The sequence below is a fragment of the Massilia sp. 9I genome, from assembly GCF_902506415.1.
Classification (GTDB): domain Bacteria; phylum Pseudomonadota; class Gammaproteobacteria; order Burkholderiales; family Burkholderiaceae_D; genus Telluria.
Genome location: NZ_LR733275.1, coordinates 1,168,926 through 1,194,334 on the forward strand (window position 1 = coordinate 1,168,926; position 25,409 = coordinate 1,194,334).

25 protein-coding genes and 1 other RNA gene are annotated in these 25,409 nt (G+C 65.1%); 9 read left to right on the top strand and 17 right to left on the bottom strand.

Annotation, left to right across the window (positions count from 1 at the left end; all coding sequences use genetic code 11):
* Genes murG through mraZ form a run of 10 tightly spaced genes read right to left on the bottom strand, consistent with a single transcriptional unit; the run spans nucleotide 1 to nucleotide 11,323 of the window.
* Complete coding sequence (gene murG, locus GV068_RS05245; RefSeq protein WP_229463767.1) at nucleotides 1-1,083, bottom strand: undecaprenyldiphospho-muramoylpentapeptide beta-N-acetylglucosaminyltransferase; 1,083 nt, start codon at nucleotides 1,081-1,083, stop codon at nucleotides 1-3.
* Entirely contained in the window at nucleotides 1,080-2,297 is a 1,218-nt protein-coding gene (gene ftsW, locus GV068_RS05250; RefSeq protein WP_159696329.1) for a putative lipid II flippase FtsW, read from the bottom strand. The genes murG and ftsW overlap by 4 nt, the downstream gene beginning before the upstream one ends.
* On the bottom strand, nucleotides 2,297-3,796 hold the full coding sequence (murD, locus tag GV068_RS05255; RefSeq protein ID WP_159696330.1) for a UDP-N-acetylmuramoyl-L-alanine--D-glutamate ligase: 1,500 nt from the start codon (nucleotides 3,794-3,796) through the stop codon (nucleotides 2,297-2,299). The genes ftsW and murD overlap by 1 nt, the downstream gene beginning before the upstream one ends.
* Nucleotides 3,797-3,798: 2 nt before the next feature.
* A complete protein-coding gene (gene mraY / locus GV068_RS05260; protein ID WP_159696331.1) occupies nucleotides 3,799-4,968 on the bottom strand; it encodes a phospho-N-acetylmuramoyl-pentapeptide-transferase in 1,170 nt (389 codons plus the stop codon).
* Between the two features lies 1 nt (nucleotide 4,969).
* Complete coding sequence (murF, locus tag GV068_RS05265) at nucleotides 4,970-6,352, bottom strand: UDP-N-acetylmuramoyl-tripeptide--D-alanyl-D-alanine ligase (protein ID WP_159696332.1); 1,383 nt, start codon at nucleotides 6,350-6,352, stop codon at nucleotides 4,970-4,972.
* Entirely contained in the window at nucleotides 6,352-7,884 is a 1,533-nt protein-coding gene (locus GV068_RS05270; RefSeq protein ID WP_159696333.1) for a UDP-N-acetylmuramoyl-L-alanyl-D-glutamate--2,6-diaminopimelate ligase, read from the bottom strand. Before GV068_RS05270 ends, murF begins: the two co-directional genes overlap by 1 nt.
* A complete protein-coding gene (locus GV068_RS05275; protein ID WP_159696334.1) occupies nucleotides 7,884-9,659 on the bottom strand; it encodes a penicillin-binding protein 2 in 1,776 nt (591 codons plus the stop codon). The genes GV068_RS05270 and GV068_RS05275 overlap by 1 nt, the downstream gene beginning before the upstream one ends.
* Nucleotides 9,656-9,928 carry a cell division protein FtsL gene (gene ftsL / locus GV068_RS05280; RefSeq protein WP_159696335.1) on the bottom strand — a complete coding sequence of 91 codons (273 nt, stop codon included), beginning with the start codon at nucleotides 9,926-9,928 and terminating at the stop codon, nucleotides 9,656-9,658. Before ftsL ends, GV068_RS05275 begins: the two co-directional genes overlap by 4 nt.
* The gene (gene rsmH, locus GV068_RS05285) at nucleotides 9,925-10,887 is read right to left on the bottom strand and encodes a 16S rRNA (cytosine(1402)-N(4))-methyltransferase RsmH (RefSeq protein ID WP_159696336.1); all 963 of its coding nucleotides are present in this window, start codon (nucleotides 10,885-10,887) and stop codon (nucleotides 9,925-9,927) included. The genes ftsL and rsmH overlap by 4 nt, the downstream gene beginning before the upstream one ends.
* A gap of 7 nt (nucleotides 10,888-10,894) precedes the next feature.
* Nucleotides 10,895-11,323 (bottom strand): division/cell wall cluster transcriptional repressor MraZ, encoded by a 429-nt coding sequence (gene mraZ, locus GV068_RS05290; protein ID WP_159696337.1) that lies wholly within the window; start codon nucleotides 11,321-11,323, stop codon nucleotides 10,895-10,897.
* A gap of 473 nt (nucleotides 11,324-11,796) precedes the next feature.
* Here mraZ and GV068_RS05295 point away from each other — a divergent pair, with 473 nt between their 5' ends.
* On the top strand, nucleotides 11,797-12,747 hold the full coding sequence (locus GV068_RS05295) for an AAA family ATPase (protein ID WP_201303245.1): 951 nt from the start codon (nucleotides 11,797-11,799) through the stop codon (nucleotides 12,745-12,747).
* A 6-nt stretch (nucleotides 12,748-12,753) separates the two neighbouring features.
* Here the strand turns inward: GV068_RS05295 and GV068_RS05300 are convergent, their stop codons facing one another.
* The 5 genes from GV068_RS05300 to rnpB form a co-directional block, all read right to left on the bottom strand.
* The gene (locus GV068_RS05300) at nucleotides 12,754-13,023 is read right to left on the bottom strand and encodes a hypothetical protein (RefSeq protein ID WP_159696339.1); all 270 of its coding nucleotides are present in this window, start codon (nucleotides 13,021-13,023) and stop codon (nucleotides 12,754-12,756) included.
* A gap of 309 nt (nucleotides 13,024-13,332) precedes the next feature.
* Nucleotides 13,333-13,593 carry a hypothetical protein gene (locus GV068_RS05305; RefSeq protein WP_159696340.1) on the bottom strand — a complete coding sequence of 87 codons (261 nt, stop codon included), beginning with the start codon at nucleotides 13,591-13,593 and terminating at the stop codon, nucleotides 13,333-13,335.
* Between the two features lie 123 nt (nucleotides 13,594-13,716).
* Nucleotides 13,717-14,241 carry a DUF6622 family protein gene (locus tag GV068_RS05310; protein WP_159696341.1) on the bottom strand — a complete coding sequence of 175 codons (525 nt, stop codon included), beginning with the start codon at nucleotides 14,239-14,241 and terminating at the stop codon, nucleotides 13,717-13,719.
* 133 nt (nucleotides 14,242-14,374) lie between these two features.
* Nucleotides 14,375-15,862: a glycerol kinase GlpK gene (gene glpK / locus GV068_RS05315; protein ID WP_159696342.1), complete on the bottom strand. Its 1,488-nt coding sequence runs from the start codon at nucleotides 15,860-15,862 to the stop codon at nucleotides 14,375-14,377.
* A 44-nt stretch (nucleotides 15,863-15,906) separates the two neighbouring features.
* Nucleotides 15,907-16,245, bottom strand: an RNA gene (gene rnpB / locus GV068_RS05320) — RNase P RNA component class A.
* 147 nt (nucleotides 16,246-16,392) lie between these two features.
* Here rnpB and GV068_RS05325 point away from each other — a divergent pair.
* Nucleotides 16,393-18,096, top strand: a complete 1,704-nt coding sequence (locus tag GV068_RS05325; protein ID WP_159696343.1) for a thiamine pyrophosphate-binding protein — start codon at nucleotides 16,393-16,395, stop codon at nucleotides 18,094-18,096.
* A gap of 45 nt (nucleotides 18,097-18,141) precedes the next feature.
* On the opposite strand, the gene GV068_RS05330 is transcribed toward GV068_RS05325, so the two are convergent.
* Complete coding sequence (locus tag GV068_RS05330; protein WP_159696344.1) at nucleotides 18,142-18,564, bottom strand: hypothetical protein; 423 nt, start codon at nucleotides 18,562-18,564, stop codon at nucleotides 18,142-18,144.
* 24 nt (nucleotides 18,565-18,588) lie between these two features.
* Between GV068_RS05330 and ftsY the strand changes: the two genes are divergently transcribed.
* The 4 genes from ftsY (at nucleotide 18,589) to rpoH (ending at nucleotide 22,649) form a co-directional block, all read left to right on the top strand.
* Complete coding sequence (gene ftsY / locus GV068_RS05335; RefSeq protein WP_159696345.1) at nucleotides 18,589-19,728, top strand: signal recognition particle-docking protein FtsY; 1,140 nt, start codon at nucleotides 18,589-18,591, stop codon at nucleotides 19,726-19,728.
* A gap of 6 nt (nucleotides 19,729-19,734) precedes the next feature.
* Complete coding sequence (locus GV068_RS05340) at nucleotides 19,735-20,397, top strand: cell division ATP-binding protein FtsE (protein ID WP_159696346.1); 663 nt, start codon at nucleotides 19,735-19,737, stop codon at nucleotides 20,395-20,397.
* Nucleotides 20,394-21,308, top strand: a complete 915-nt coding sequence (ftsX, locus tag GV068_RS05345) for a permease-like cell division protein FtsX (protein WP_159696347.1) — start codon at nucleotides 20,394-20,396, stop codon at nucleotides 21,306-21,308. Before GV068_RS05340 ends, ftsX begins: the two co-directional genes overlap by 4 nt.
* A 450-nt stretch (nucleotides 21,309-21,758) precedes the next feature.
* On the top strand, nucleotides 21,759-22,649 hold the full coding sequence (rpoH, locus tag GV068_RS05350; protein WP_159696348.1) for an RNA polymerase sigma factor RpoH: 891 nt from the start codon (nucleotides 21,759-21,761) through the stop codon (nucleotides 22,647-22,649).
* A 61-nt stretch (nucleotides 22,650-22,710) separates the two neighbouring features.
* Here rpoH and GV068_RS05355 read toward each other — a convergent pair whose 3' ends face one another.
* Nucleotides 22,711-23,382, bottom strand: coding sequence for a hypothetical protein (locus tag GV068_RS05355; RefSeq protein ID WP_159696349.1), 672 nt, complete (start codon nucleotides 23,380-23,382; stop codon nucleotides 22,711-22,713).
* Nucleotides 23,383-23,559: 177 nt separating this feature from the next.
* Between GV068_RS05355 and yghU the strand changes: the two genes are divergently transcribed.
* From yghU to GV068_RS05370, 3 genes are all read left to right on the top strand, one after another.
* Nucleotides 23,560-24,396, top strand: coding sequence for a glutathione-dependent disulfide-bond oxidoreductase (gene yghU / locus GV068_RS05360; protein ID WP_159696350.1), 837 nt, complete (start codon nucleotides 23,560-23,562; stop codon nucleotides 24,394-24,396).
* Nucleotides 24,397-24,487: 91 nt separating this feature from the next.
* Nucleotides 24,488-24,967 (top strand): VOC family protein, encoded by a 480-nt coding sequence (locus GV068_RS05365; RefSeq protein WP_159696351.1) that lies wholly within the window; start codon nucleotides 24,488-24,490, stop codon nucleotides 24,965-24,967.
* 5 nt (nucleotides 24,968-24,972) lie between these two features.
* A complete protein-coding gene (locus tag GV068_RS05370) occupies nucleotides 24,973-25,365 on the top strand; it encodes a hypothetical protein (RefSeq protein ID WP_159696352.1) in 393 nt (130 codons plus the stop codon).
* The last annotated feature ends 44 nt before the right edge of the window (nucleotides 25,366-25,409 follow it).

A 25,409-nucleotide genomic window follows, 5' to 3' on the forward strand; every position in this document is an offset into this window, starting at 1 on the left:
TTATTTGCTCATCCCTGCCAGTTTCTCGAGTTCCCGTGCGATCGCCTCATTGGCGTCGCGTTTCCCGACCTTGTGCGCTGCCTGCGCCATTGCCAGGCAGTCTTCACGGGTCGTCGTTTGCAGCAGGCTTGCCAGCCGCTGCGGATTGAGTTCGCCCTGCGGCAGGTGCAGCGCTGCTTGTTGCTCATGCATCCAGATCGCGTTATCGCGCTGGTGGCTGGTGGTGCTGGCCACAAACGGCACCAGCACGCTGGCCACGCCGGCTGCGGTCAGTTCCGACACCGTGATCGCGCCGGCGCGGCAGATCACCAGGTCGGCGTTCGCGTAGGCGGCGGCCATGTCGTCGATGAAGTCGACCACGTTGGCGCTGACGCCGGCCTGCGCATACGCCGCGCGCAGGGCATCGATGTTCTTCTTGCCCGACTGGTGGGTCACGACCGGACGCACGGCCGGGTCGATGGTCGCCAGGGCCGCCGGCACGCTGTCGTTCAGCACCTTGGCGCCCAGGCTGCCGCCCACGACCAGGATGCGCAGCGGACCACTGCGGCCAACGAAGCGCTGGCCTGGCGCCGGCAGGTCCAGGATCTGCTGGCGCACGGGATTGCCGGTGACGACGGCCTTGCCGGCCGCCTTGCCGAAATCTGCCGGGAAGCCGAACAGCACGCGCTGGGCCATCGGCGCCAGGGTCTTGTTCGACAGCAGCAGCGCGGCGTCGGCGTTCACCAGGGCCAGCGGAATGCCGCGCGAGCGCGCCATCATCCCGCCCGGCACGGTGACGTAGCCACCCATGCCCAGCACCACGTCGGGCTTGCGTTTGGCGAGGTAGCCACGGCAAGCGATAAAGCTGCCGATCATCTTGAAGGCGCCCGTGATGGTGTGCGCCAGACCCTTGCCGCGCAGGCCGGCGAAGTCGATGCTGTCCATCGGGATGCCGGCTTTCGGGACCAAGTCCGTTTCCATGCCGTGCGCGGTGCCCAGCCAGGACACTTCCCAGCCACGCGCGCGCATGGTCTGCGCGATCGCGATGCCGGGGAAGATGTGGCCGCCGGTGCCGGCCGCCATGATCATCAGGCGCTTGGTCATGAGCGCCCTCCCCGCATGCGCACCCGGTTCTCGTAGTCGATCCGGAGCAGGATCGCCAGGCCGATGCAGTTGAACATCACGCCCGAGCCGCCGAAACTCATCAAAGGCAGGGTCAGGCCCTTGGTCGGCAGGAGGCCCAGGTTGACGCCCATGTTGATGAAGACCTGGGTGCCGATCCAGATGCCGATGCCCTTGGCCACCAGGCCCGCGAAAGTCTGGTCCAGGGCAATCGCCTGGCGGCCGATGTCGAAGGCGCGTTTTACGAGCCAGTAGAACATCGCGATCACGACCAGCACGCCGGCCAGGCCCAGCTCTTCGCCGATCACGGCCATGATGAAGTCGGTGTGCGCTTCCGGCAGGTAGAAGAGCTTCTCGACGCTGCCGCCCAGGCCGACGCCGAAGAACTCGCCGCGTCCGAAAGCGATCAATGAATGCGTTAACTGGTACGCCTTGTCGAGCGCGTGGCCATCGGCCCACGGGTCGAGATAGGCGAACATGCGCGCGCGGCGGAACGGCGACAGCGCGATGATCGCGCTGAAGATCACCACCAGCAGCGCGCCGATGCCGCCGAACCAGACGATGTTGATCCCGCCAAGGAACAGGATGCCCATCGAGATGCAAACGATCACGCCGAAGGCGCCCAGGTCCGGTTCCATCAGCAGCAGGCCGCCCACCATGCCGATCGCGACCATCATCGGCAGGAAGCCCTTGGTCAGCTTGTGCATGTATTCCTGCTTGCGCACCGTGAAGTCGGCCGCATAGAGCACCGCCGCGATCTTCATGATCTCGGACGGCTGCAGCAGCATGACCTTCAATGGGATCCAGCGCCGCGCGCCGTTGACGGAATGGCCGATGCCCGGGATCAGCACGATCATGAGCAGCACCAGGGTCCCGATGAACATCATGGGCGCCCACTTCTGCCACACCGCCACTGGAATCTGGAACACCACTGCCGCGGCAGCCATCGACACGGCGATGTAGGCTATCTGGCGCAGCAGGAAGTATTCGTTCTTGTTCGCCAGATAGGCGAACTTGGGCGAGTCCGGCAGCGCGATCGAGGCCGAATACACCATTACCAGGCCGAACATCATGAGCAGCACAACCACCCAGACCAGCGGCTGGTCGTAGTCCATCATCTTCGACGGCCGGCTGCGCGCCGAGGTCAATGCGTCGCTGCTGGAACCGGAGAATTTGAACGGGATCTGGAAGGCCATCAGATTTCCTGTCCCTTTTCCAGTGCGATGTCGCGCACCGCGTCGACGAACACCTGCGCGCGGTGCGCGTAGTTGGTGAACATGTCGAGGCTGGCGCAGGCGGGCGACAGCAGCACGGCGTCGCCCGGACGCGCCAGGCCGGCGGCGCGGCGGACCGCCTCGGGCAAGCCTGGCAGGTCGAACAGCGGCACGCCGGTCGGTTCGATCGCGGCCTTGATGGCCGGCGCATCGCGCCCGATCAGCAGCACGGCGCGCACATAGCGCGAGCTCGGCAGCGCGAGCGGCGCGAAGTCCTGGCCCTTGCCGTCACCGCCGGCGATCAGGAGGATCTGCTGGTCTTCGCCGGCGAAGGCCTTGCCCAGGCCTTCCAGCGCGGCGACGGTGGCGCCGACGTTGGTGCCCTTGCTGTCGTCGTAAAAATCGACGCCGTCGATATTCGCGACCAGCTCCACGCGGTGCGGTTCGCCCGCGTATTCGCGCAGGCCGTGCAGCAGCGGCGCCAGCGGCAGGCCGCAGGCGCGGCACAGGGCCAGCGCGGCCAGCGCGTTGGAGGCGTTGTGCAGGCCGCGGATCTTGAGCGCATCGGCCGGCATCAGGCGATTGAGCGTCACTTCGACGGGCGGCGCTACTTCGCCTTTTTTCAGTTTTTTCGGCGGCTCGTCGTCCAGCGCAACGGTGTTCGCCAGCCACAGCACGCCGCGCTCGCTGACCAGGCCGAAGCTGTTCGGCTCAGTCGGTTCGCCGGTGCCGAAGGTATAGGTCGGCGTCTCGACCGCAGTCATGCGCATGACGATGGCGTCGTCGCGGTTCAGCACGCGGGTGGTAGCGGTGCCGAAGATGCGCGCCTTGTCGGCGGCATAGGCATCCATGCTGCCGTGCCAGTCGAGGTGGTCCTGGGTCAGGTTCAGCACGGTGGCGGCATCGGCCTGCAGGCTGAAGGTGGTGTGCAGCTGGAAGCTGGACAGCTCCAGCACCCAGGCCTGCGGCAGCTCATTGGCGTCCAGGACTTCGCGCAGCACGTCGAGCGCGGCCGGGCTGATGTTGCCGGCCACGCGGGTCGACAGGCCGGAGCGGCGGCACAGCAGGCCGGTCAGGCTGGTGACGGTGGTCTTGCCGTTGGTGCCGGTGATCGCGATGACTTTCGGCGCATAGCCCTGTTCGGTGCGCAGGTGCGCGAGCGCTTGCGCGAACAGTTCGATCTCGCCCCACACGGGGATGTTGCGTTCGTGCGCGCCTGGTGCGATCTCGGCCAGTTCGCGGTTCGGGGCCAGGCCCGGGCTGACGGCGACGAAGTCCATGCCCTCGAGCAGGCTGGCGGCGAAGGCGCCGCCGACGAATTCCGCGTTCGGCACCGCCTGGCGCAGGGCGAACAGGCGCTGCGGCTCGGTACGCGTGTCGGCCACGCGCACGCGCGCGCCGCAACGGGCCAGCCATTGCGCCATCGCCAGCCCGGATTCACCCAGGCCCAGCACCAGTGCGGATTTGCCTTCGTAGTTCATTCTCAGCGCAGCTTCAGGGTAGACAAACCAACCAGGACCAGCATCATGGTCACGATCCAGAAGCGGACCACGACCTTGGTCTCCTTCCAGCCCTTTTGTTCGAAATGGTGGTGAAGCGGCGCCATCAGGAACACGCGGCGCCCGGCGCCGTAGCGCTTCTTGGTGTACTTGAACCAGGTGACCTGGATGATCACCGACAGGGTCTCGGCCACGAACACGCCGCCCATGATGAACAGGACGATTTCCTGGCGCACGATGACGGCGATGGTGCCGAGCGCGCCGCCCAGCGCCAGCGCGCCGACGTCGCCCATGAACATCTGCGCGGGGTGCGCGTTATACCAGAGAAAGGCCAGGCCCGCGCCCGCCATTGCGCCACAGAAGATCAGGAGTTCGCCGGCGCCCGGGATGTACGGGATGAACAGGTATTTCGAGAAGGTCGCGCTGCCGGTCAGGTAGGCGAACAGGCCGAGGGCGCCGCCGACCATCACGGTCGGCATGATCGCCAGGCCGTCCAGGCCGTCGGTAAAGTTGACCGCGTTCGAGGAGCCGACGATCACGCAGTAGGTCAGCGCGATGAAGCCCCACACGCCCAGCGGATAGCTGATCGACTTGAAGAAGGGGACGATCAGGTCGGCCTTCGGCGGCAGGGTCATCGAGAAGCCCGACTGCACCCAGGCATAGAACAGCTGCAGCACTTCCCATGGGTTCGCGGCCGACACCGAGAACGCCAGGTAGAGCGCCGAGGCGACGCCCACCAGCGACATCCAGAAATACTTTTCGCGCGAACGCATGCCCTCCGGGTCCTTGTAGACCACCTTGCGGTAGTCGTCGACCCAGCCGACGGCGCCGAAGCCCATGGTCACGACCAGCACCGGCCAGATCAGGCGGTTCGACAGGTCGCACCACAGCAGGGTCGAGATGCCGATCGAGATCAGGACCAGCACGCCGCCCATGGTCGGGGTGCCATGCTTGGCCAGGTGGGTCTGCGGGCCGTAGGTGCGCACGGCCTGGCCGACCTTCATGGCGGTCAGCTTGCGGATCACGACCGGGCCACAGAGCAGGCCGATGGTGATCGCGGTGATGGTCGCGAAGACCGCGCGGAACGTGATGTAGTTGAACACGCGCAGCGGGCCGATGTAGTCCTGGAAGTATTGGGCGAGCCAGAGAAGCATGTCAGTGGGCGTCTTTCAAAATGGTTTGTCCGGTCAGGTGCTGGACCACGCGTTCCATCTTCATGAAGCGCGAGCCCTTCACCAGCACAGTCGCGTTGCTATTGCCGCCCAGTGTTGAATCCAGTGCTGCCAATAATGCGTCGAACTGCTCGTAATGCCGTGCTCCCGACGCGCGCATGTTCTGCGCGAGTTCGCCGGTGGCGAGCACGTGTTCGATGCCACGCTGCTGCGCGTAGGCACCGACTTCTTCGTGAAACTCTTTTCCCTGCGTGCCGACTTCGCCCATGTCGCCCACCACCAGGATGCGCGGCGCCGGATACGCAGCCAGCACGTCGATCGCGGCGCGCATCGAGTCGGGATTGGCGTTGTAGGTGTCGTCGATGACGGTCGCGCCGCTCGCGGCCTGCTTGCGCTGCAGGCGGCCGCCGACCGGGGCGAAGGATTCGAGGCCGCGCACGACGGCATCTTGCGGGATGCCGGCCGCCAGCGTGCTGGCGATCGCCGCCAGCGCATTGCGCACGTTATGGTCGCCGGCCGCAGCCAGCCGGACCGTGAACTGTGCGCCGCTGGCGCTCACGGCCAGCTCGTTGCCGAAGCCGGTCGACGTATAGCTCGCACGCACGTCGCAGGCGTCGCTCAGGCCGAAGGTCAGCACGTCGCAGTTCGCCAGCTCGCGCCACAGATCGGTATAGGTATCGTCGCCGGGGAACACCGCGACTCCGTCGCCTGGCAGCGCTGCCAACACGGAACCGTTCTCGCGCGCCACCGCTTCCACGGTATGCATGAATTCCTGGTGCTCGCGCTGGGCATTGTTGACCATCGCGACAGTCGGTGCGGCGATCGCGGCCAGGCGGCCGATCTCACCCGGATGGTTCATGCCCATCTCGATCACGGCCGCGCGGTGCTGCGGGCCGAGGCGGAACAGCGTCAGCGGCACGCCGATCTCGTTGTTCAGGTTTCCCTGGGTCGCCAGGCGGGCGTCCTCGCCGAAGGCCGCCGCCAGGATCGACGCGATCATTTCCTTGACCGTGGTCTTGCCATTCGAGCCGGTCACGCCGATGACGGGAATGGTGAAGTGGGTGCGCCAGAAATTGGCGATGCGGCCGAGAGCCACCAGGGTGTCCGGCACCACGATGGCCGGCAGGGTCCAGCCGTCGGGCAGCTGGTGCACCGCATTTTCATTAACTACTGCGGCGGCCACGCCGCGTGCGGCGACCTGGTCCAGGAAGCTGTGGGCGTCGAAGCTTTCGCCCTTCAGGGCGACGAACAGCGCGCCACCAGGCGCCGTGCGGCTGTCCGTCGAGACGCCGTCGAAGGCGGCGTCGCCACCCACGAGCCGTGCGCCCGGGATGCTGGCTGCCAGTTGTGCGAGCGTACCGCGCATCAGTGAGTCCTCATCATGGTGAGCCGCGCGCTCAAGGCCAGCGTGGCGTGGTCGGCATCGGAGAACGGCATCTTCTTGCCCTTGATTTCCTGGTAGGGCTCATGGCCCTTCCCTGCCAGCAGGATCACGTCCTGCTTGCCGGCGTTCTTCACGGCCAGCAGGATCGCGTTCGCGCGGTCTTCCACCGCCTGGTAGGTGTTATCACTGCGCTTGTCCATGCCGGCGACGATCTGGGCAATGATGTCGGCCGGCTCTTCGCTGCGCGGGTTGTCGCTGGTGACGAGCACATGGTCGGCCGCCTGGGCGATGGCGCCCATCTGCGGACGCTTGCCCGGATCACGGTCGCCGCCGCAGCCGAACACGCACCACAGCTCGCCGCCGCGCTCTTGCGCCACCTGGCGCAGTGCCGTCAAGGTCTTTTCCAGCGCGTCCGGGGTGTGCGCGTAGTCGATCACGACCATCGGCGCGTCCTGGCCGCCGATCTGCTGCATGCGGCCCGGGGCCGGCACCAAGGCCTCGATGGCTTCCACTGCGTTCTTCAGGGCCACGCCCTTGGCCAGCAGCGCGCCCAGCACCGCCAGCGCATTGCTGACGTTGAAGTGGCCGACCAGCTGCGTCTTCACCAGCGCGTTGCCGGCCGGGCTATCGACGTTGAAGTCGGTGCCCGCATGGCGGCTGCGCAGGTTCGAGGCCCGCAGGATGCCGACGCCTTCGATGGCCGGCTGTTCGGTTTCGCTCTTGAGCGTGTAGCCGGTGACCGGCAGCTGCGCGAAGTTCTTGCGCAGGTGGGCGACGAGGCGCAGGCCGGCCGGATCGTCCAGGTTGACCACGGCATTCTTCAAGCCTTCCCACTCGAACAGCTTGACCTTGGCCGCCTCGTAGTTCTCCATCGTGCCGTGGAAGTCGAGGTGGTCGCGGGTCAGGTTGGTGAAGATGGCGACGTCGAAGTGCATGCCGGCGGCGCGGTCCTGCACCAGGCCGATCGACGAGGCTTCGATCGCCAGCGCATTCGTGCCCTCGGCGCGCAGGTCGCTGAGCGTCTGGGCCAGCAGCACCGCGTCCGGCGTGGTGTAGCCGGTGGCGTCAAATTGCGGTTCGCCCTTTCCTTTCACGATGCCGACACCGAGGGTGCCGATCACGGCGGCGGTCTCGCCGAGGCGCGCCAGCGCCTGCCCGGTCCACACCGCGCACGAGGTCTTGCCGTTGGTGCCGGTGACGGCGACGGTGAACATGCCGGCGTCCGGACGCTCCAAGACGCCGTGCGCGATCGGCCCGGCGTTCTTCTTCAGGTTGGCGACGGCCAGGTGCGCGACCTCGTGCGAAGCATCCCAGCTGTAGCCGTGTTCTTCGTACACGACGGCGGCCGCGCCGGCGGCGATCGCGGCGGCGATGTAGGCGCGGCCGTCCGAGGCTTCGCCCGGGTAGGCGAAGAACACGTCTCCCTTCGCGACGCGGCGGGAGTCAGAAACGAGTCGGCCGCCTGGGGCGGCGGCACGGATCCACTGGTGGATATCGTTCAGGCTCATCGCCATCACAAGCTCTCCTCTACCGGTTCGTCCGGGATGATGATGTCGGTGATCGATGAGTCGGGCGGTACGTTCGCCGCCCGCAATGCGTTGGCCGCCAGGTCGGCGGCGGTCGGCGCCGCGACACTGCCGCCGGTCCGCAAGGCGCCGCGCGGGTTGTCGATCATGACCGCGATGATGAAGCGCGGTTTCGACATCGGCGCGATGCCGACGAAGTAGCCGATGTTGTCGGTGCGCGAGTAGCGGCCGTTGACGATCTTTTCCGCGGTGCCGGTCTTGCCGCCCACGCGGTAGCCCGGCACTTGCGCCTTGGAGGCGGTGCCTTCCGGGCTCACCACGGATTCGAGCATGGTGCGCACCTGGGCCGCGGTCTTCGGCGAGATCACCTGCTGGCCGACCGGCTTCTCGTCCACCTTCAGGAAGGAGAGCGGAATGATGTCGCCGTTGCGGGCGAAGATCATGTACGAGCGCGCCATCTGCAGCAGCGACACCGACAGGCCGTGGCCGAAGGCCATGTTGGCGTACTCGATCGGCTTCCACGATTTCCATGGACGAACACGGCCGGCGGTGGCGCCCGGGAAGCCGAAGCGCGGCGCCTGGCCGTAGCCCAGCTTGGTGTACATCTCCCACATTTCCTGCGCCGGGATCATCTGCGAAATCTTGACCACGCCGATGTTCGAGGACTTCTGGATGATGCCGCCGACGTTGCGCACGCCGTAATTGTGGGTATCGCGGATGCGCTTGCCTGTCACCATCATGAAGCCGGGATTGGTGTCGAACACGGTGTCCGGGGTGATGCGCCTGGTCTCGAGGCCGAGCGCCACCGTCACCGGCTTGATCGTCGAGCCGGGTTCGAAGGTGTCGGTGATGACGCGGTTGCGCAGCTGGGCGCCGGTCAGCTTGGAGCGGTCGTTCGGGTTGTAGGTCGGGTAGTTGGCCATGGCCAGCACTTCGCCGGTCTCGACGTCGAGCACCACGGCGCCGCCGGCCTGGGCGTTGAACTTCTCGACCGCGTTCTTCACGCTGGTGAAGGCGATGTACTGCAGCTTGCTGTCGACCGACAGGGTCAGGTCCTTGCCCTCGTGCGGCTCGCGGAACATGCCAAGGTCTTCGGCGATGTGGCCGAGGCGGTCGCGGATCACGCGGCGGCTGCCCGGCACACCCATCAGGTTCTTCTGATGGAACAGCTCCATGCCTTCCTGGCCCTTGTCCTCGACGTTGGTGAAGCCCACCAGGTGGGTCATCACTTCGCCCTGCGGGTAGTAGCGCTTGTATTCCTTGCGGGTGTCGATGCCTTCGATCTTGAGCTTCTCGATCTTCTCCACCGCGTCCATCTCGACCTGGCGCTTCAGGTAGACGTAGGTGCGCTTCGGATCGAGCTTGGCGCGCAGTTCGGATTGCGGCATCTCGAGCAGGCGCGCCAGCTCGGCCAGCCGGTCCGGCGACTCCTTCAGCACTTCCTTCGGGAAGGCGGCCACCGCCTTGACCGGCAGCGACGAGGCCAGCACCTGGCCATGGCGATCCATGATCTTGCCGCGCGCGGCCGGCAGTTCGACCACGCGCTCGTAGCGGCTCTTGCCCTGCTTTTGCAGGAACTGGGTGGACACGCCCTGCAGCCAGAGCGCGCGCACGGCGAGCGCCACGAAGGCCGAGAACAGGACGAACAGCACCAGGCGCGAACGCCAGTTCGGGACGTTCACGGCCAGGACCGGGCTCTTCGAGAAAGCCACGCCCTTGGAGGCGGCGACGCGCGGGACGGCGCGGCGTTCGACGCGGCTCATTTCGCGCCCTCCGTCAGGTATTGGGTACGGGCCGGGCTCAAGGGAGTCATGTTCAGGCTGGTGCGCGCGATCTGTTCGATGCGTTCGTTCTTGCCGAGGGTCGACTGGTCGAGCTGGAGCTGGGTCCAGTCGACTTCGAGCTGGCGCGCATGCTGGTTCAGGCGCTCGAGTTCGATCAGGAGGTGGCGTCCCTGGTAGCGGGCGTTCACCACCGACAGCGCGCAGCCGACCACGGCCGCCGTCAGGAGGATGTTCAGCTTGACGCTCACGCAGCGGCTCCCAGGCGTTCGGCCACGCGCAGCACCGCCGAGCGGGCACGCGGATTGGCGTCGACTTCCGCGTCGGACGGCTTGGTCTTGGTGATCAGTTTCATCAATGGTTGCGGCAGGTCGGCAGCGCGGATCGGCAGCCGGCGGTCCGGCTGCGCCACTTTGGCTTTCGACGCCAGGAACTGCTTGACCATGCGGTCTTCCAGCGAGTGGAAGCTGATCACGGACATGCGCGCACCCGGCGCCAGCACCGCGTAGGCGGCGCTCAGACCTGCTTCGAGGTCTTCAAGCTCTTTATTGATGAAAATCCGGACAGCCTGAAAGGTCCGGGTTGCCGGATCCTTGCCCTTTTCGCGGGTTTTGACCGTGTCTGCCACGATTGCGGCAAGCTCTCGTGTGGTCGAAATTGGCTGGACTGCGCGGCGAGCAACAATCGCCTTTGCAATCTGGAAAGCAAACCGTTCTTCTCCATAATCCCGAATAACCTTTTCCAGTTGTTGTTCCGTCGCGGTGGCCAGCCATTCGGCCGCCGACATCCCGCGCGTGGTATCCATGCGCATGTCCAGCGGCCCATCCTGGCGGAAACTGAATCCGCGCGAAGCGTCGTCCACCTGCGGCGACGAAATACCCAGGTCCAGCAAAATGCCGTCCACCTGGTCGATGCCGCGCGCGGCCAGCGCGTCCTGCATCGTGGCAAAACTGTCATGCACGATCGTGAAGCGGGCGTCCTGCACCCCCTCCGCGGTGGCGATCGCCTGCGGATCCTTGTCGAAAGCCACCAGGCGTCCTTGCGGGCCCAGTCGCGACAGGATCAGGCGGCTATGGCCGCCGCGGCCGAACGTGCCATCTATATATGTACCGTTGGCGCGCTCTCCCACCAGGTTGAGCGCGTCGACTGCTTCATCCAGCAGCACCGTGCGATGCTGAAAAGCTCCAGGCACCGTGTTTGTTTCCGTCATCGGCGCCTCAGAAGGAGAAATTGGAAAGGACATCGGGCATGCCGCCGGCAACAGCCTCGGCTTCGCTTTCGGCAAGCTTGGCGGCATCCCAGATTTCGAAATGGGTGCCCATGCCCAACATCATGACTTCTTTCTCCAGACCCACGGCAGCGCGCAGCTCGGGCGAAATCAGCACCCTGCCCGCACTGTCCAACTCGACATCGCACGCGTTACCAAGGAAAATGCGCTGCCACGCCCTTGCCGACATCGGCCAGGAAGCGATCTGCTCGCGATGCTGTTCCCACACCGGACGGGGGAAGAACAGCAGGCAGCCATGCGGATGCTTGGTCAGCGTCATCCGTCCCTCGCACTGCACCGCAAGGGCGTCACGATGCTTGGCCGGGATCGACATCCGGCCTTTTGCATCGAGATTGATCGCTGACGCGCCCTGGAACACGGCTTTACCTAGCTTGGAGAATTATCAATTTAGAATTTTTTGGCCGCTTGAGGTTCGGAAACCATCCCACAAATCGACACTTTTTCACACTGTTTCCCACTTTATTGGAATCAAGATTAGTGGTCAAGCGAATTCACGCTTGGCAAATCCTAATTTTGCTAATGAAACCAAGGACTTAGCGCCTTCTATTGAGAGATGGTCAACGTAAAATGTCTCGTAAATCAGTCACTTAGGAAACTGATTGAAGGTTGGACCTCACTTGTACTGACAACATTTCTGTTTGATCAATATCACGTCATGACGTTGTCTTTTCTCATGGAAACATAAATTTCTCTGCAGAATTAGGGGTGGAGGATTGGCGCGGCTCGGCCGGAAGCGTTAGGATCGAGGCAAGGCAAAAACCCATCCGGCTCATGGCCCGCTCGGCAGGATGGAGCAGCCTGGACGGGAGCGGGCCTGCCAAGGAGAAAGCCGTGAGCATCACCCTCGCCCGTACCTGCGCGGTCTACGACCTGATCGAAGTTCAGGAAGCGCTCGACCGCAGCCGCGGCCGCTCCCCGGAACTCGAAGCGTTCTACGAGCGCATGCTGGAGACCGGGGCCGACCGCTTCGTCACCAAGCCCTCATCGATCGAGGCCCTCGATCCCCTGTTTGAAGAATGTCCGAATTTCGAGGAAGTCCTGGACGACCTCGCCCGCTACTTGCGCCTGGCGCATGCGGGGGACCGCGGCTTCAACGTCATGCCCATCCTGCTGCTGGGCGGCCCCGGCGTGGGCAAGACCCACTTCGCGCGGCGCCTGGCGCGCGTGATGCAGACCGAGTGTGAGCTGATCAGCATGAACGCCCTGTCGGCTGGCTTCGTCATCACCGGCAGCTCGGCCAGCTGGCGCGGCGCGAAATGCGGCAAGGTGGCCGAGCGCCTCGTGCGCGGGCAGTACGCCAATCCGGTGATCGTGCTCGATGAAGTGGAGAAGGCCAGCGGCTCCTCGCAGTCCGACCCGCTGGCCGCCCTGTATCAGTTGCTGGAGCCGGAGACGGCCAGCAGCTTCCGTGACGAATTCATCGACGTCGAGATCGACGCCTCGCAGATCTTCTGGGTCCTGACCGCCAACTCCACCGAAGGCATTCCCCATCCGCTGCTGAACCGCATGGCAGTGTACGAAGTGCCCACGCCGACGCCCGAGCAGGCGGCCGGCATCGCCCAGCGCATGTATGCCGGGCTGCTGGACGAACTGAACCTGGCGGCCTTCGACCCGCGCCTAGGGGACGTGGTGCTCGATAAACTGGTGAACGTGTCGCCGCGCGACCTGCGCAAGACCTTGCTGGATGGCCTCGGACACGCGCTAGCGGCCGGGCGCGAACGCGTGAGCGTGGACGACATCCGGCTCAGGGCGACGCCGGGCAAGGGTCGGATCGGGTTCTGAGAGCGCTCAGCCGCCAGGGCCTTTATGTCGATCGCGGCCGAGGAAGGGTCCCGGCGGCTCGCCGGTCTTCGCGCAAATGAAGATCAGGATCGCGGCGAGCCCGAAGGCCCAGGCCATGAACCACCCGGGACTCGCGGGCAGGATCAGGATCGCCCCCGCGACCAGCAGCAGCCAGAAGGCCGCGAAGACCACCCAGCCCTGCCAGGTCAGCGGCAGGCCCCATCCCCATCCATGGCTCGGCGGCTTGGCCGGGAACCAGTATTTTTTCTCGTTCATTCTTTGCCGTTGGCGCAGCGTTCTATGTAAATCGCTGTTGTCCGCATCGAGGCCTCCTGTTGGATATCGTGCAGATCATGCCATCTGGAGCGGACGCGCAGGCTCACGGATTGTCACGCGCCAGGCGTCCGGGCAAAAAAAGCGCCCCGGATGAGCGGGGCGCAAGGGGAAGCTGTTCGGTGACACCGAATGGATTATGCCTAGCGACGCCGGCCGAAGTAAGAGGCTCGCGCCCATTTACGTCCGGGGCGGCGTCGGTTCCCCCACCGCAGGGGGCGTGCTGAGGGAATCGCAGGTGCGGCCGCATGCTCAGCGCAGGTAGGCCTGGAGCACCGCGGCGCTCCGATCCATGCCCTCCTTGAGGCGCTTCTCCGCGTGCAGCGCATAGTCGGCGGGCGACGCGCCGCCCTGCGTGGCGGCCTTGGCCGACATCGCCTTGGCGGCGACGCCGAGGGCGACAATGGCCTGATCCCAGGTCAGCCCGGAAGCCAATGCGTCTTCGACCACTCGGGCCGCGAGTGTGCCGAGCTTGTCGATCAGGCGGGGATCGGTGTCTCCTAGTTTCAGCATGTCCTTCTCCTTGCGAAGCTGTCGTCATGCCGATGATACGGGAAGCGCGAGCGTGCCCGGAACACGCTTGGGCCCTGCCGCTCAGGACTGTTCCCGAACCGCCATACCGCCTCCACGAGCCAATCAGCGCATGTTAGCAGCTGCCGGCGCAGGCGAGTCGATGGCATAGGCGCGAGCGGCGGCAATGTCGCGCGCCAGCTGGCCCAGGAAGTAACCGTTGCACAGTCCGAGCAGGCCACAAGTGCCCACTGCGAAACCGGCGCCTAGCGCCACCTGCGGCTGCACCGCCTGCACCACCGCCATCGCATACTTGATCACGAACACCGACAGCATCATCAGGAGCGGCGTCCAGCTGCCGCGGATGCGCAGGCTGCCCGGCACGCTGCCGGCCGTGACGCGGCTGCCGCCGAAGGTCCAGCGCTGCAGGGCAATGAGGGCGGTGCCGGCAAGCCAGGCCGCCATCGCCACCGAACCGAGGCCGAAGCGCGCGCCGATCGACTGCAGCGCCAGCACCAGCATCACGGCCGGGATGATCGTCATGCGGGTAATGGTGATGTCGCGCTCGCGCAGCGCCAGCACGCCGCGAAAGACCAGAAAGGCGAGGATGGCCCAGACATAGACCGGGGTATGGGTGAGGATTTGCGACATGCTAGGCTCCGACGAGATGAAAGTGTCGTCACCTTAACCAGGCCACGGGTTCGGCGCCGCCCCTTGCGACGAAGTGCATCCGGCCGGCGCGAACTGCGTTCGGGCAGCGCCAGTTGCGCAAGCCGGGGCGCATTTACACTTGCGCCCAGCCCTTCGCGTGTTCAACCGCCCTGCCCCAGCGCGCCATCAGTTCCGCGCGCCGTCCCGCGTCCATCCCTGGTTCGAAGCGGCGTTCGACCTGCCACTGGCGCGCGATGTCGTCCACGCTGTCCCAATAGCCGACCGCGAGTCCCGCCAGGTAAGCCGCGCCCAGCGCCGTGGTCTCGGTGACGCGCGGACGCAGCACGGGCACCCCTAACAGGTCGGCCTGGAACTGCATCAGGAGGTCGTTGCGGGCGGCGCCGCCGTCGGCGCGGATCTCGGTCACGGCGCAGGCGGCGTCCTTCTGCATCGACACCAGGAGCTCGGCGCTCTGGTAGGCGATCGCCTCGACCGCGGCGCGCGCGATGTGGGCTGCCGTGGTCCCGCGCGTCATGCCGACGATGGTGCCGCGCGCGTACTGGTCCCAGTGCGGCGCGCCGAGGCCGGTGAAGGCCGGCACCAGCATCACGCCGCCGCTGTCCGGCACGCTCAGGGCCAGCGCCTCGACGTCCTGCGATTGCTTGATGATCCTGAGGCCGTCGCGCAGCCACTGCACCGTGGCGCCGCCCATGAAGACGCTGCCCTCCAACAGGTAGTCGGTGGCGCCGTTCACGGTCCAGCCGACGGTGGACAGCAGACGGTTGTGCGAGCGCGGCGGCGTGGCGCCGGCATGCATCAGCATGAAGCAACCGGTGCCATAGGTGTTCTTGACCAAGCCCTTGCGGTGGCAGGCCTGGCCGAAGGTCGCGGCCTGCTGGTCGCCCGCGATGCCCGCGATCGGAATCGCCGCGCCGAACCATTCCTCGGCTGCGAGGCCCACCACTTCCGAGCTGGCCACGACCTCCGGCAGCACGCCCTGCGGAATGTCGAACAGGGCCAGCAGCGCCTCGTCCCAGCGCAGCGTGTGGAGATTGAAAAGCATCGTGCGCGAGGCGTTGCTGGCGTCGGTGACGTGGCGCCCGCACAGGCGGTAGACCAGCCAGCTGTCGACGGTGCCGAAGGCGAGCTCGCCGCGCTCGGCGCGTTCACGCGCGCCCGGCACCTGCGCGAGTAGCCATTGCAGCTTGGTGGCGGAAAAATAGGCGTCGACTTCGAGCCCGGTGCGTTCCTGGATCTCGGCGGCCTTGCCCTCTTCGCGCAGGCGGTCGCACATGGCGGCGGTGCGGCGGTCCTGCCAGACGATGGCGCGCGCCACCGGTTCGCCGGTGGCGCGGTCCCACAGCACCGTGGTCTCGCGCTGGTTGGCGATGCCGATCGCGGCGACCTGGCTGGCCTGAACGCCGGCCTGGCGCAGCACCTCGCGCGCGCAGGCGAGCTGGCTGTGCCAGATGTCGAGCGCATCGTGCTCGACCCAGCCGGGCTGGGGGAAGTGCTGGGGATATTCGTGCTGGCTGCTCGCGACCGGCTGGCCTGCCCGGCCGAACAGGATGGCGCGCGAGCTGGTGGTGCCCTGGTCGAGGGCAAGGATGTATTGCTGCATCGTCGTCTCGCGAGGGCGCGGTCCGGGGAGAGACCGTCGAATTCAAGTAAAGCGGGCCGATAGGCCGGATTCTGTGTAGTGGTTTCCCTTGCGGGACGCCCCTATGACAGCCATTCCTCTAGGCGCTGGATTACTCCAGCGCTCAAGCTTCCTACCCGCACGCTCCGCGAGCAACATCAACGCGTGCCTATTTGGAATTGCTCCAGGTGGAGGTTACCGCGTTTCACCGTAACTTAATACGCTCGTCTCTGTGGCCCTATTCCTCGCCTTATACCTTGCGGCTTTCGGCGGACGGCCGTTAACCGTCACCCTGCTCTATGGAGTCCGGACCTTCCTCCCGCCCTCACCCGAAGATGAGGACCAGCGACTGTCTGGCCTGCTTCACGGCCAACATTGTAACCGATTGGACGCGCCCAACCCCGCCAGACGGCCACGTTTTCTGAAATTTCGTGTCGCCATTTCAAAATCCTTCCCCACCTCATCCACATAGAATGCTCAGGAATAGACAAACCTGCAAGGATGACCGAACCATGACGCACCCTTCCCGCACCGGCGGCCAGATCCTGGTCGATGCGCTCCACACCCACGGCGTCGACACCGCGTTCGGCGTGCCCGGCGAAAGCTACCTGGACGTGCTGGATGCACTGCACGATTCGGATATCCGCTTCGTGATCAACCGGCAGGAAGGCGGCGCGGCGTTCATGGCCGAGGCCTACGGCAAGATGACTGGCAAGCCGGGCATCTGTTTTGTTACCCGCGGCCCAGGCGCGACCAACGCCTCGATCGGCGTGCACACGGCCTACCAGGACTCGACCCCGATGATCCTGTTCATCGGCCAGGTCGGCAGCGACTTCATCGACCGCGAAGCCTTCCAGGAAATCGACTACCGACGCATGTACGGCCAGATGGCGAAATGGGTCACGCAGATCGACCGCGCCGACCGCATCCCCGAATACATCGCGCGCGCCTTCCAGGTCGCCACCAGCGGCCGGCCCGGCCCGGTGGTGCTGGCGCTGCCGGAAGACATGCTGGTGAAGAAGGCGGAAGTCGCCGACGCGCGCCGCTACCAGCCAGTGCAGGCCGCGCCTTCCTCAGCGCAGATCGACCAGCTGCGCGCCATGCTGGCCCAAGCGAAGCGCCCGATCGTGCTGCTCGGCGGCGGCTCCTGGTCGGAGCAAGCCTGCACCGACCTGGCCCGCTTCGCCGAAGCGAACCAGCTGCCGGTGGGCTGCACCTTCCGCTTCCAGGACCTGCTGGACAACGCGCATCCGAACTACGTGGGCGACGTCGGCATCGGCATCAATCCCAAGTTGGCTGCGCGCGTGAAGGAAGCGGACCTGGTGATCGCGATCGGCCCGCGCCTGGGCGAGATGACCACCAGCGGTTACTCGCTGCTGGCGTCGCCGGTGCCGCGCCAGAAGCTGGTTCACATCCACGCCGACCCGGACGAACTGGGCAGCGTGTACCAGGGCGAACTGATGATCGCCAGCGGTCCGGCGCAGGTGTGCGCCATGCTGGCGGCCATGGAGCCGGTCGACGCCTCGGCCTGGGCCGGACAAGTGGAAGAAGCCAAGGCCGAGCTGGCCGCCTGGCAGGCGCAGCCGCCGATCTTCCGCGACGGCGCCGCGCCGCTCGACCTGTGGCTGGTGGTGCAGGAACTCATGCGGCAGGCGCCGCGCGACACCATCATCACGAATGGGGCCGGCAATTACGCGACCTGGGCGCACCGCTTCTACCGCTATGGCGGCAAGCGCACCCAGCTGGCGCCGACCAATGGCGCCATGGGCTATGCGGTGCCGGCCGGCGTCGCCGCCAAGATCATCGACCCGCAGCGCACCGTGGTGACCTTCGCCGGCGACGGCGAATTCATGATGACCGGGCAGGAACTGGCCACCGCCGTGCAATACGGCGCCGGTGTGATCATCCTTGTGTTCAACAACAATATGTTCGGCACCATCCGCATGCACCAGGAACGCGACTATCCTGGCCGCGTATCGGGCACGACCTTGCACAATCCGGATTTTGCGGGCCTGGCACGCGCCTACGGCGGCCACGGCGAAGTGGTCGAGAAGACCGAGGAATTCGCGCCCGCACTGCAGCGCGCGCTGGCGCATGCGAACGAACGCAAGCTGCCGGCCGTGATCGAACTGCGCTACGACGGCAACCTGATCACGCCGAACGCGACGCTCGAAACCATCCGCAAGACGGCCGCGGCGGCGAAAGCCGGCAAGTAATCCATGCTGCTGCGGCCGCTCTCCCCGAAGAGCGTCCGTGGCTGCTTACTGCCCCAGACCCAGTTCTGCCGGCAGCGGAATCGGTTTGTCGAAGAAACTGACCTGCTCACCCGATGGGTTGGTCAGAAACAATGCGACGAGGGCGATGAACGCCCACACGATAATATTGCGCATGTTTGCAGCGCTGCCATCCGTGGCGTTGTCGCCGTAGATGAGGCGCTTCAGAAAATTGGATATTTTCACGGTTTGCCCCGTTGTCTTTTGTGGTTTTCTCTCTGTGTTCAATTTAACGCAAGTCGCAATCGTTTTCCAGACTCGCACTGTTGAGTAGCCAGTCGGTTTCAGCAATAACACAACAAATAGTTCCTTCGTCGCATCTTCTTGCGTCTCCCCGCCCTGCTGGAGGAAGCGTCTTGCTGCTCTGGTAAAATATTCGCTACTTTTTTCATCGCCGGCTTGCGCCGGCATCGTCCGCAGGATTCGCCCCAATATATGTTTAGTTTCTTCAAGAGAAAGAAGCCGGAGACGGACGTCGCGGAGCCGCAAGAAGCGGCATCGGCTCCCGCAGCGGCGCCGATGTTCGTGCCGGGTGCGCTGGACGCACCGCTGGCCCCGACTCCGACTCCAGCCCCGACTCCAACCCCAGCGCCCGTGCCCGCCGCATCGGCCGCCACCGCCGACATCGGCGAGCTGTTCCCGGAAACCGCGGAACGCCCGACCACCGAAGCCGAACAAAAGCGTTCGTGGATGACGCGCCTGAAGGCCGGCCTGTCCAAGACCTCGAGCAATCTGTCGCTGCTGTTCGTCGGCGCGCGCATCGACGAAGACCTGTACGAGGAACTCGAATCCGCATTGCTGATGTCGGACGCCGGCATGGACGCCACCCAGTACCTGCTGGACGAACTGCGCCGCAAGGTCAAGGAAGACAAGCTGCTGGACGCCGCCCAGGTCAAGGCCGCGCTCAAGGAGCTCATGGTCGAGCTCTTGAGCCCGCTGCAAAAGCCACTCGAACTGGGCCGCCATGAACCGCTGGTGATGATGATCTCGGGCGTGAACGGCGCCGGCAAGACCACCACCATCGGCAAGCTGGCCAAGCACATGCAGCGCTTCGACCAGTCGGTGCTGCTGGCCGCCGGCGACACCTTCCGCGCCGCCGCGCGCGAGCAGCTGATGGTCTGGGGCCAGCGCAATAACGTCACCGTCGTCTCGCAGGCCTCGGGAGACCCGGCCGCGATCGCCTTCGATGCCGTCCAGTCGGGCAAGGCGCGCGGCCTCGATGTGGTCATGGTCGATACCGCCGGCCGCCTGCCGACCCAGCTGCACCTGATGGAAGAACTCAAGAAGATCAAGCGCGTCATCGGCAAGGGCATGGACGGCGCCCCGCACGAAACGCTGCTGGTCATCGACGGCAACACCGGCCAGAACGCATTGGCCCAGGTGAAGGCTTTCGATGATGCGCTGCAGCTCACCGGCCTGGTGATCACCAAGCTGGACGGCACCGCCAAGGGCGGCGTGCTGGCGGCGATCGCGCGCACCCGTCCGGTGCCGGTGTACTTCATCGGCGTGGGCGAGAAGCTGGACGACCTGCAGCCGTTCAATGCCGAAGAATTCGTCGAAGCGCTGCTGGGTTGATGGCCGATGATCGAATTCCAGACCGTCTCCAAACAATACTCTCCCGACGCCTACGCGCTGCGTGACGTCTCCCTCAACATCGCGAAGGGCGAGCTGGTCTACCTGGCCGGCCCGTCCGGCGCCGGCAAGTCGACCCTGATGAAGATGGTGGCCGCGGTCGAGCGTCCCACCAGCGGCATCGTCACCGTCAACGGACAGGACATCGGCCGCATCCGCAAGGCCGGCATCCCCTTCTTGCGCCGCAACCTGGGCTTGATCTTCCAGCACCAGCGCCTGCTTAACGACCGCAACATCCTCGGCAACGTGATGCTGCCGCTGCTCGTCACCGGTGCACCCAAGGGGCAAGCCGAACAGCGCGCCCGCGCGGCACTCGACAAGGTCGGCCTGCTTGATCGCGTCAAGGCGATGCCGCTGGAACTGTCCGGCGGCGAGCAGCAGCGCGTGGCGATCGCGCGCGCCATCGTCAACCGTCCGCAGATCATCCTGGCCGACGAGCCGACCGCCAACCTCGACCGCGTTGCGGCCGACAAGGTGCTCGATGCCCTGCGCGCCTTCCACGCCGTCGGCGTGACCTGCGTGATTTCGACCCACGACGAGCAGGTGCTCGACAGCGCCGCGGCGCGCGTGATCCGCCTCGAGCACGGCCAACTCGTCGGAGGTGCAGCATGAGCCCCTGGTTCCGCCAGCACCGCTTCGCGTTCGGCGCGGCGCTGTCCACGGTACGCAAGTCGCCGGGCAGCTTCCTGTTCAACGTGCTCGTGGTCGCCTTTGCCCTGATGCTGCCCTTCGCCGGCATCACCCTGCTCGACAACGTGCGTCCGCTGTCCGAACAGCTGTCGGTCGATCCCGAGATCAGCCTGTTCATGAAGGCGGAAGCCACGCGCGAAGAAGCGACAAGCCTGCAGCCGCGCATCCGTTCGATCCTCGCCGCCGCCGGCAAGGCCGAAGTTGCCTTCGTACCGCGCGAGAAAGCGCTGGCCTCGCTGAAGGAAAAGAGCGGCCTGAGCGACGTGCTCGACACCCTCGGCGACAATCCGCTGCCCGACAGTTACGTGATGAAGCTGGCCGGCAGCGGCGCAGCCAGCCAGGTGGACGCCATCACCGAACAGCTGCGCGCCCTGCCCGGCATCGACACCGTGCAGGTCGACTCGGCCTGGGTCAAGCGCCTGGCCGCCCTGCTGGGCATCCTGCGCCTGGCCCTGCTGCTGCTGGCGGTGACGCTGGGCGTGGTGGTGATCGCGGTGGTGTTCAACACCATCCGCCTGCAGGTGCTGACGCAGAAGGAAGAGATCGCCGTGTCGAAGCTGCTCGGCGCGACCGACAACTTCATCCACCGCCCCTTCTATTACACCGGCGCCCTGCTCGGCCTGTGTGCGGGCGCGGTGGCGCTCGGTGCGGTCATGCTGGCGCTGAACCCGCTGAACGGCGCGATTGCCGAATTTGCAAGACTGTATGCGTCGGAATTCCAGCTGACCCCGCTCGGGGCGCTGGAAACCGCGGGTGTGCTGGCGATCAGCGCCGGCCTCGGCCTGATCGGCGCCATGCTGTCGGTGCAGCGCCACCTGGCGCGCGTGCAGTAATCCATTGCGGACGGCAGCGCCGTCCGCAGCCTCTCCCGAATGGCTTAGCCGACCGTACTGACGTCCAGACGGCTTGAAATCCTACAGTGCGTCCCCAGCGAAGGTGCGCCATCCAACAGAAGGACGTTCCTCCGGCCTTTAACCTGTCCTTAATGCGTTTTCCAGCCTGTTTTCGCTCACTTTTGAGCTGAATCAACAAAATGCGGGTCGCCTGCTCTACAGTGGAATCGACGCGATTTTGATTCCTAAAGGCAATACTTTAGCCAAACTTAATCGATTTCGTTAAATCGATGGCTTGCCTAGCACTCACCCATGGAGAGTGCTAATATATGTCTCGAATACAGCGAAATCAAGGAAAGCATCCAAGTAACAAGCAGTAACGCTGGTGTTACCCGGCATGTGTCGGTGGCACATTAGGGATGCAGCAAGATCATTGAGAGGGAAATGAACATGTCCGCACAATCCGCATTGGTTCCTGCCGGCAGTCGCGCCCTGAATCTGGGCTTCACTGGCAATCTCGGCAACATCGACGCCTATATCTCGGCCGTCAACCGCCTGCCGATGCTGACCCAGGAAGAAGAAGTTTCGCTGGCGAAGTCGCTGCGGGAAAAGAATGACCTGGACGCCGCCCAGAAGCTGGTGCTGTCGCACTTGCGCCTGGTGGTGTCGATCGCGCGTGGCTACCTGGGCTATGGCCTGCCGCACGCTGACCTGATCCAGGAAGGCAATATTGGCCTGATGAAGGCCGTCAAACGCTTCGACCCGAACCAGGGCGTGCGTCTCGTTTCGTACGCGATGCACTGGATCAAGGCCGAGATGCACGAATACATCCTGAAGAACTGGCGTCTGGTGAAGGTCGCAACCACCAAGGCCCAGCGCAAGCTGTTCTTCAACCTGCGCAGCAACAAGGTGGGCCTGGACACGATGTCCCCGGCTCAGGTCGACGAACTGGCGAAGATGCTCGACGTCAAGCGTGAAGAAGTGATCGAGATGGAAACCCGCCTGTCGGGCCGCGACATCGCTCTCGAATCGCCGACCGACGACGAAGACGACAAGTTCGCGCCGATCGCCTACCTGTCGTCGGAGCAGTCGGAACCGACCCGCGTGCTGGAAGCCGAGGCGGTCGACCGCCTGCAGTCGGAAGGCCTGGAAACCGCGCTGTCGAAGCTGGACCCGCGTTCGCGCCGTATCGTCGAAGCGCGCTGGCTGGCCAACGACGACGGTTCGGGCGCCACGCTGCACACGCTGGCCGAAGAGTTCGGCGTGTCGGCCGAGCGCATCCGCCAGATCGAATCGGCCGCGCTGAAGAAAATGAAGGGCGCGCTGGCGGCTTTCGTGTAAGCCTGCTTAGCCAACAAAAAACCCCGCTCAGGCGGGGTTTTTCTTTTGTGGCGACGCCGGCTCAGTGTTCCAGCTTCGCCGTTTTCTCCTGCTCCTCGACCAGCAGCTTTTCCAACCCTTTCAACAGGCTGTTGGTTGCCTCGTAGGTCGAGTTCACCTGCGTGAGAACGCGGTAGACGCTGCGTGCGTCGACTTCACCCAGCTCGAAACTGCTGAAGGTATTCGCCACCTGCGTGTAATCCACCAGGCTGGTGCCCTTGTTTGACAGCATCTGCTGCGAGTCGCGCATGTTCGCGTACTGCATCGCGTAATGCTTCAGCCGTTCCGTGTCGACATAGGTAAGCGCCTGGTTAGCCACGGCAACGTCCCATGCCTCGCGCTGGATCGAGGGTGTGACCATATTGATGCCGAAATTTCCACCACTCACCTCTACCGCGAGCTTGACGGCCTCCTTGTCGGCCTTGCCGGCCTTGATCCCGGCCAGCAGGATTTCCTTCATCTTCGAGGTTTTAGCGATCTGGTCCTGGTTCTGCTTGATAACCGAGCGCAGCTCGTTGAGGTTCGCGACAAGCTCGGCGTCGATGTTGCGGACCGCCTCGTGCGCCCGGTGATTCTGGTGGTAGCGGTGCACACCGCTTTCCAGCGCCAGCGCCGTGATGATACTCACGACGATCATCACGTACTCGCCGGTGAAGGCCTTGAAGGAATGGGATTTGGGGACTTCTACATGCATGGGAATTCCATCGGGAATACTGAACAGCGAAACATAACACGCCTTCCCTCCCCCGTATCCATCCCGGCCCGCTTTGATGCGGCACGCATGAAGGCGGTGTTTTCGGGACCATAAAACGCGTTCCGGATGTCCCGGCTAGAATGGTCGTTTTGATCCGGCAGCACCAAGGAGACCAGCATGACCGAAGCCTACGTTCCACCCGCCGTCTGGACCCCGCCGCTTTCTTCCGGCGGCGCCTTCGCCAACATCAACCGCCCGGTAGCCGGCGCCACCCACGAGGCCGAACTCCCGGTCGGCAAGCACCCGCTGCAGCTGTACTCGCTGGCCACGCCGAACGGCGTGAAGGTGACCATCATGCTGGAAGAGCTGCTGGCCCTCGGCCACAGCGGCGCGGAATACGACGCCTGGCTCATCAAGATCAACGAAGGCGCCCAGTTCTCGAGCGGCTTCGTCGACATCAACCCGAATTCGAAGATCCCGGCCATGGTCGACCGCAGCGGCGCGCAGCCGGTGCGCGTGTTCGAATCCGGCTCGATCCTGGTCTACCTGGCCGAAAAGTTCGGCGCCTTCCTTCCGAAAGACGGCGCGGCGCGCGCCGAGACCATGAACTGGCTGTTCTGGCAGATGGGTTCGGCGCCTTTCGTGGGCGGCGGCTTCGGTCACTTCTATGCCTATGCACCGGAGAAACTGCAGTACCCGATCGACCGCTACGCGATGGAAACCAAGCGCCAGCTCGACGTGCTGGAGCGCCAGCTGGCGAACCATCGCTTCGTCGCGGGCGACGACTACACCATTGCCGATATGGCGATCTGGCCATGGTACGGCGGCATGGTGCGCGGCGAGCTGTACGAGGCGGGCGAGTTCCTGTCCGTGCACGAGTACCAGCACGTGCGCCGCTGGGCCGACGAGATCGCCGCCCGCCCGGCCGTGATCCGCGGCCGCAAGGTCAACCGCGTGCGCGGCAATCCGGACGAGCAGGTGCCGGAACGCCACGACGCCTCCGACCTGGACTGAGGTTTCGGTGGAAGAGGACCCTCAGCTTGCGCTATGCTGATGAGCGCAGCGCAGTCCTCTATCCCCGACACCCTCACAGCGGAGAAATAGCATGGTCAGCAAGAACACGGTTTGCCTCTGGTTCAACGGTACGGCGCTGGACGCCGCGCAGTTCTACGCCGCCACCTTCCCCGACAGTTCGCTGGACCAGGTTTTCCGCGCCCCTGGCGATTATCCGGCCGGCAAGCAGGGCGACGTGCTGACCGTCGCCTTCACCGTGGCCGGGATTCCCTGCATCGGCCTGAACGGCGGACCGATCTTCCCGCACAGCGAAGCCTTTTCTTTCCAGATCGCCACCGAGGACCAGGAAGAGACTGACCGCCTGTGGAACGCCATCGTCAACAACGGCGGCCAGGAAAGCGCCTGCGGCTGGTGCAAGGACAAGTGGGGCCTGAACTGGCAGATCACCCCGCGCGTGCTGAGCGAGGGCATCGCCGATCCCGATCCGGCCGTGGCCAAGCGCGTGTTCGAAGCGATGATGAGCATGCGCAAGATCGACATCGCGCAGATCGAAGCGGCGCGGCGAGCTTGAGCTCCGTGCGACGCGTTATTGCCATGCTCCTGCTGGCCTGTCCGCTAGTTGCACTTGCCGACGGCCAGCCCGACAGCTTCCCTGCCGCGACAGTCGCCCTGCTCGAACGCGAGCTGCCGCAGATGGACAAGGCGGTGGCCAGCCAGGACCGCAACTGGTTCGGCCCGGCGCTTGAACGCGTGCAGGGCTTCCTCACCGAGTGGCAACAGCGTCAGGGTCCTGCCGTGCTGGACCGGCATCCCGCCTGCACGGAGGCGGTGACTGACTTCCTCATCGTAGGTCTGTGCAAGATATCGCCGCCAGGTTCGATCTGCGAGCCCGAGACCTTCTTCCCCAAGGCCGAGCGCCACATCGCACAGTGCCGCGCCGAGGCTGCATCCGGCCCGGCAAAGCGCTAGCGAAAATCGGGCGCCACGCAATCGGAACAGACCCTGTGCTGGGC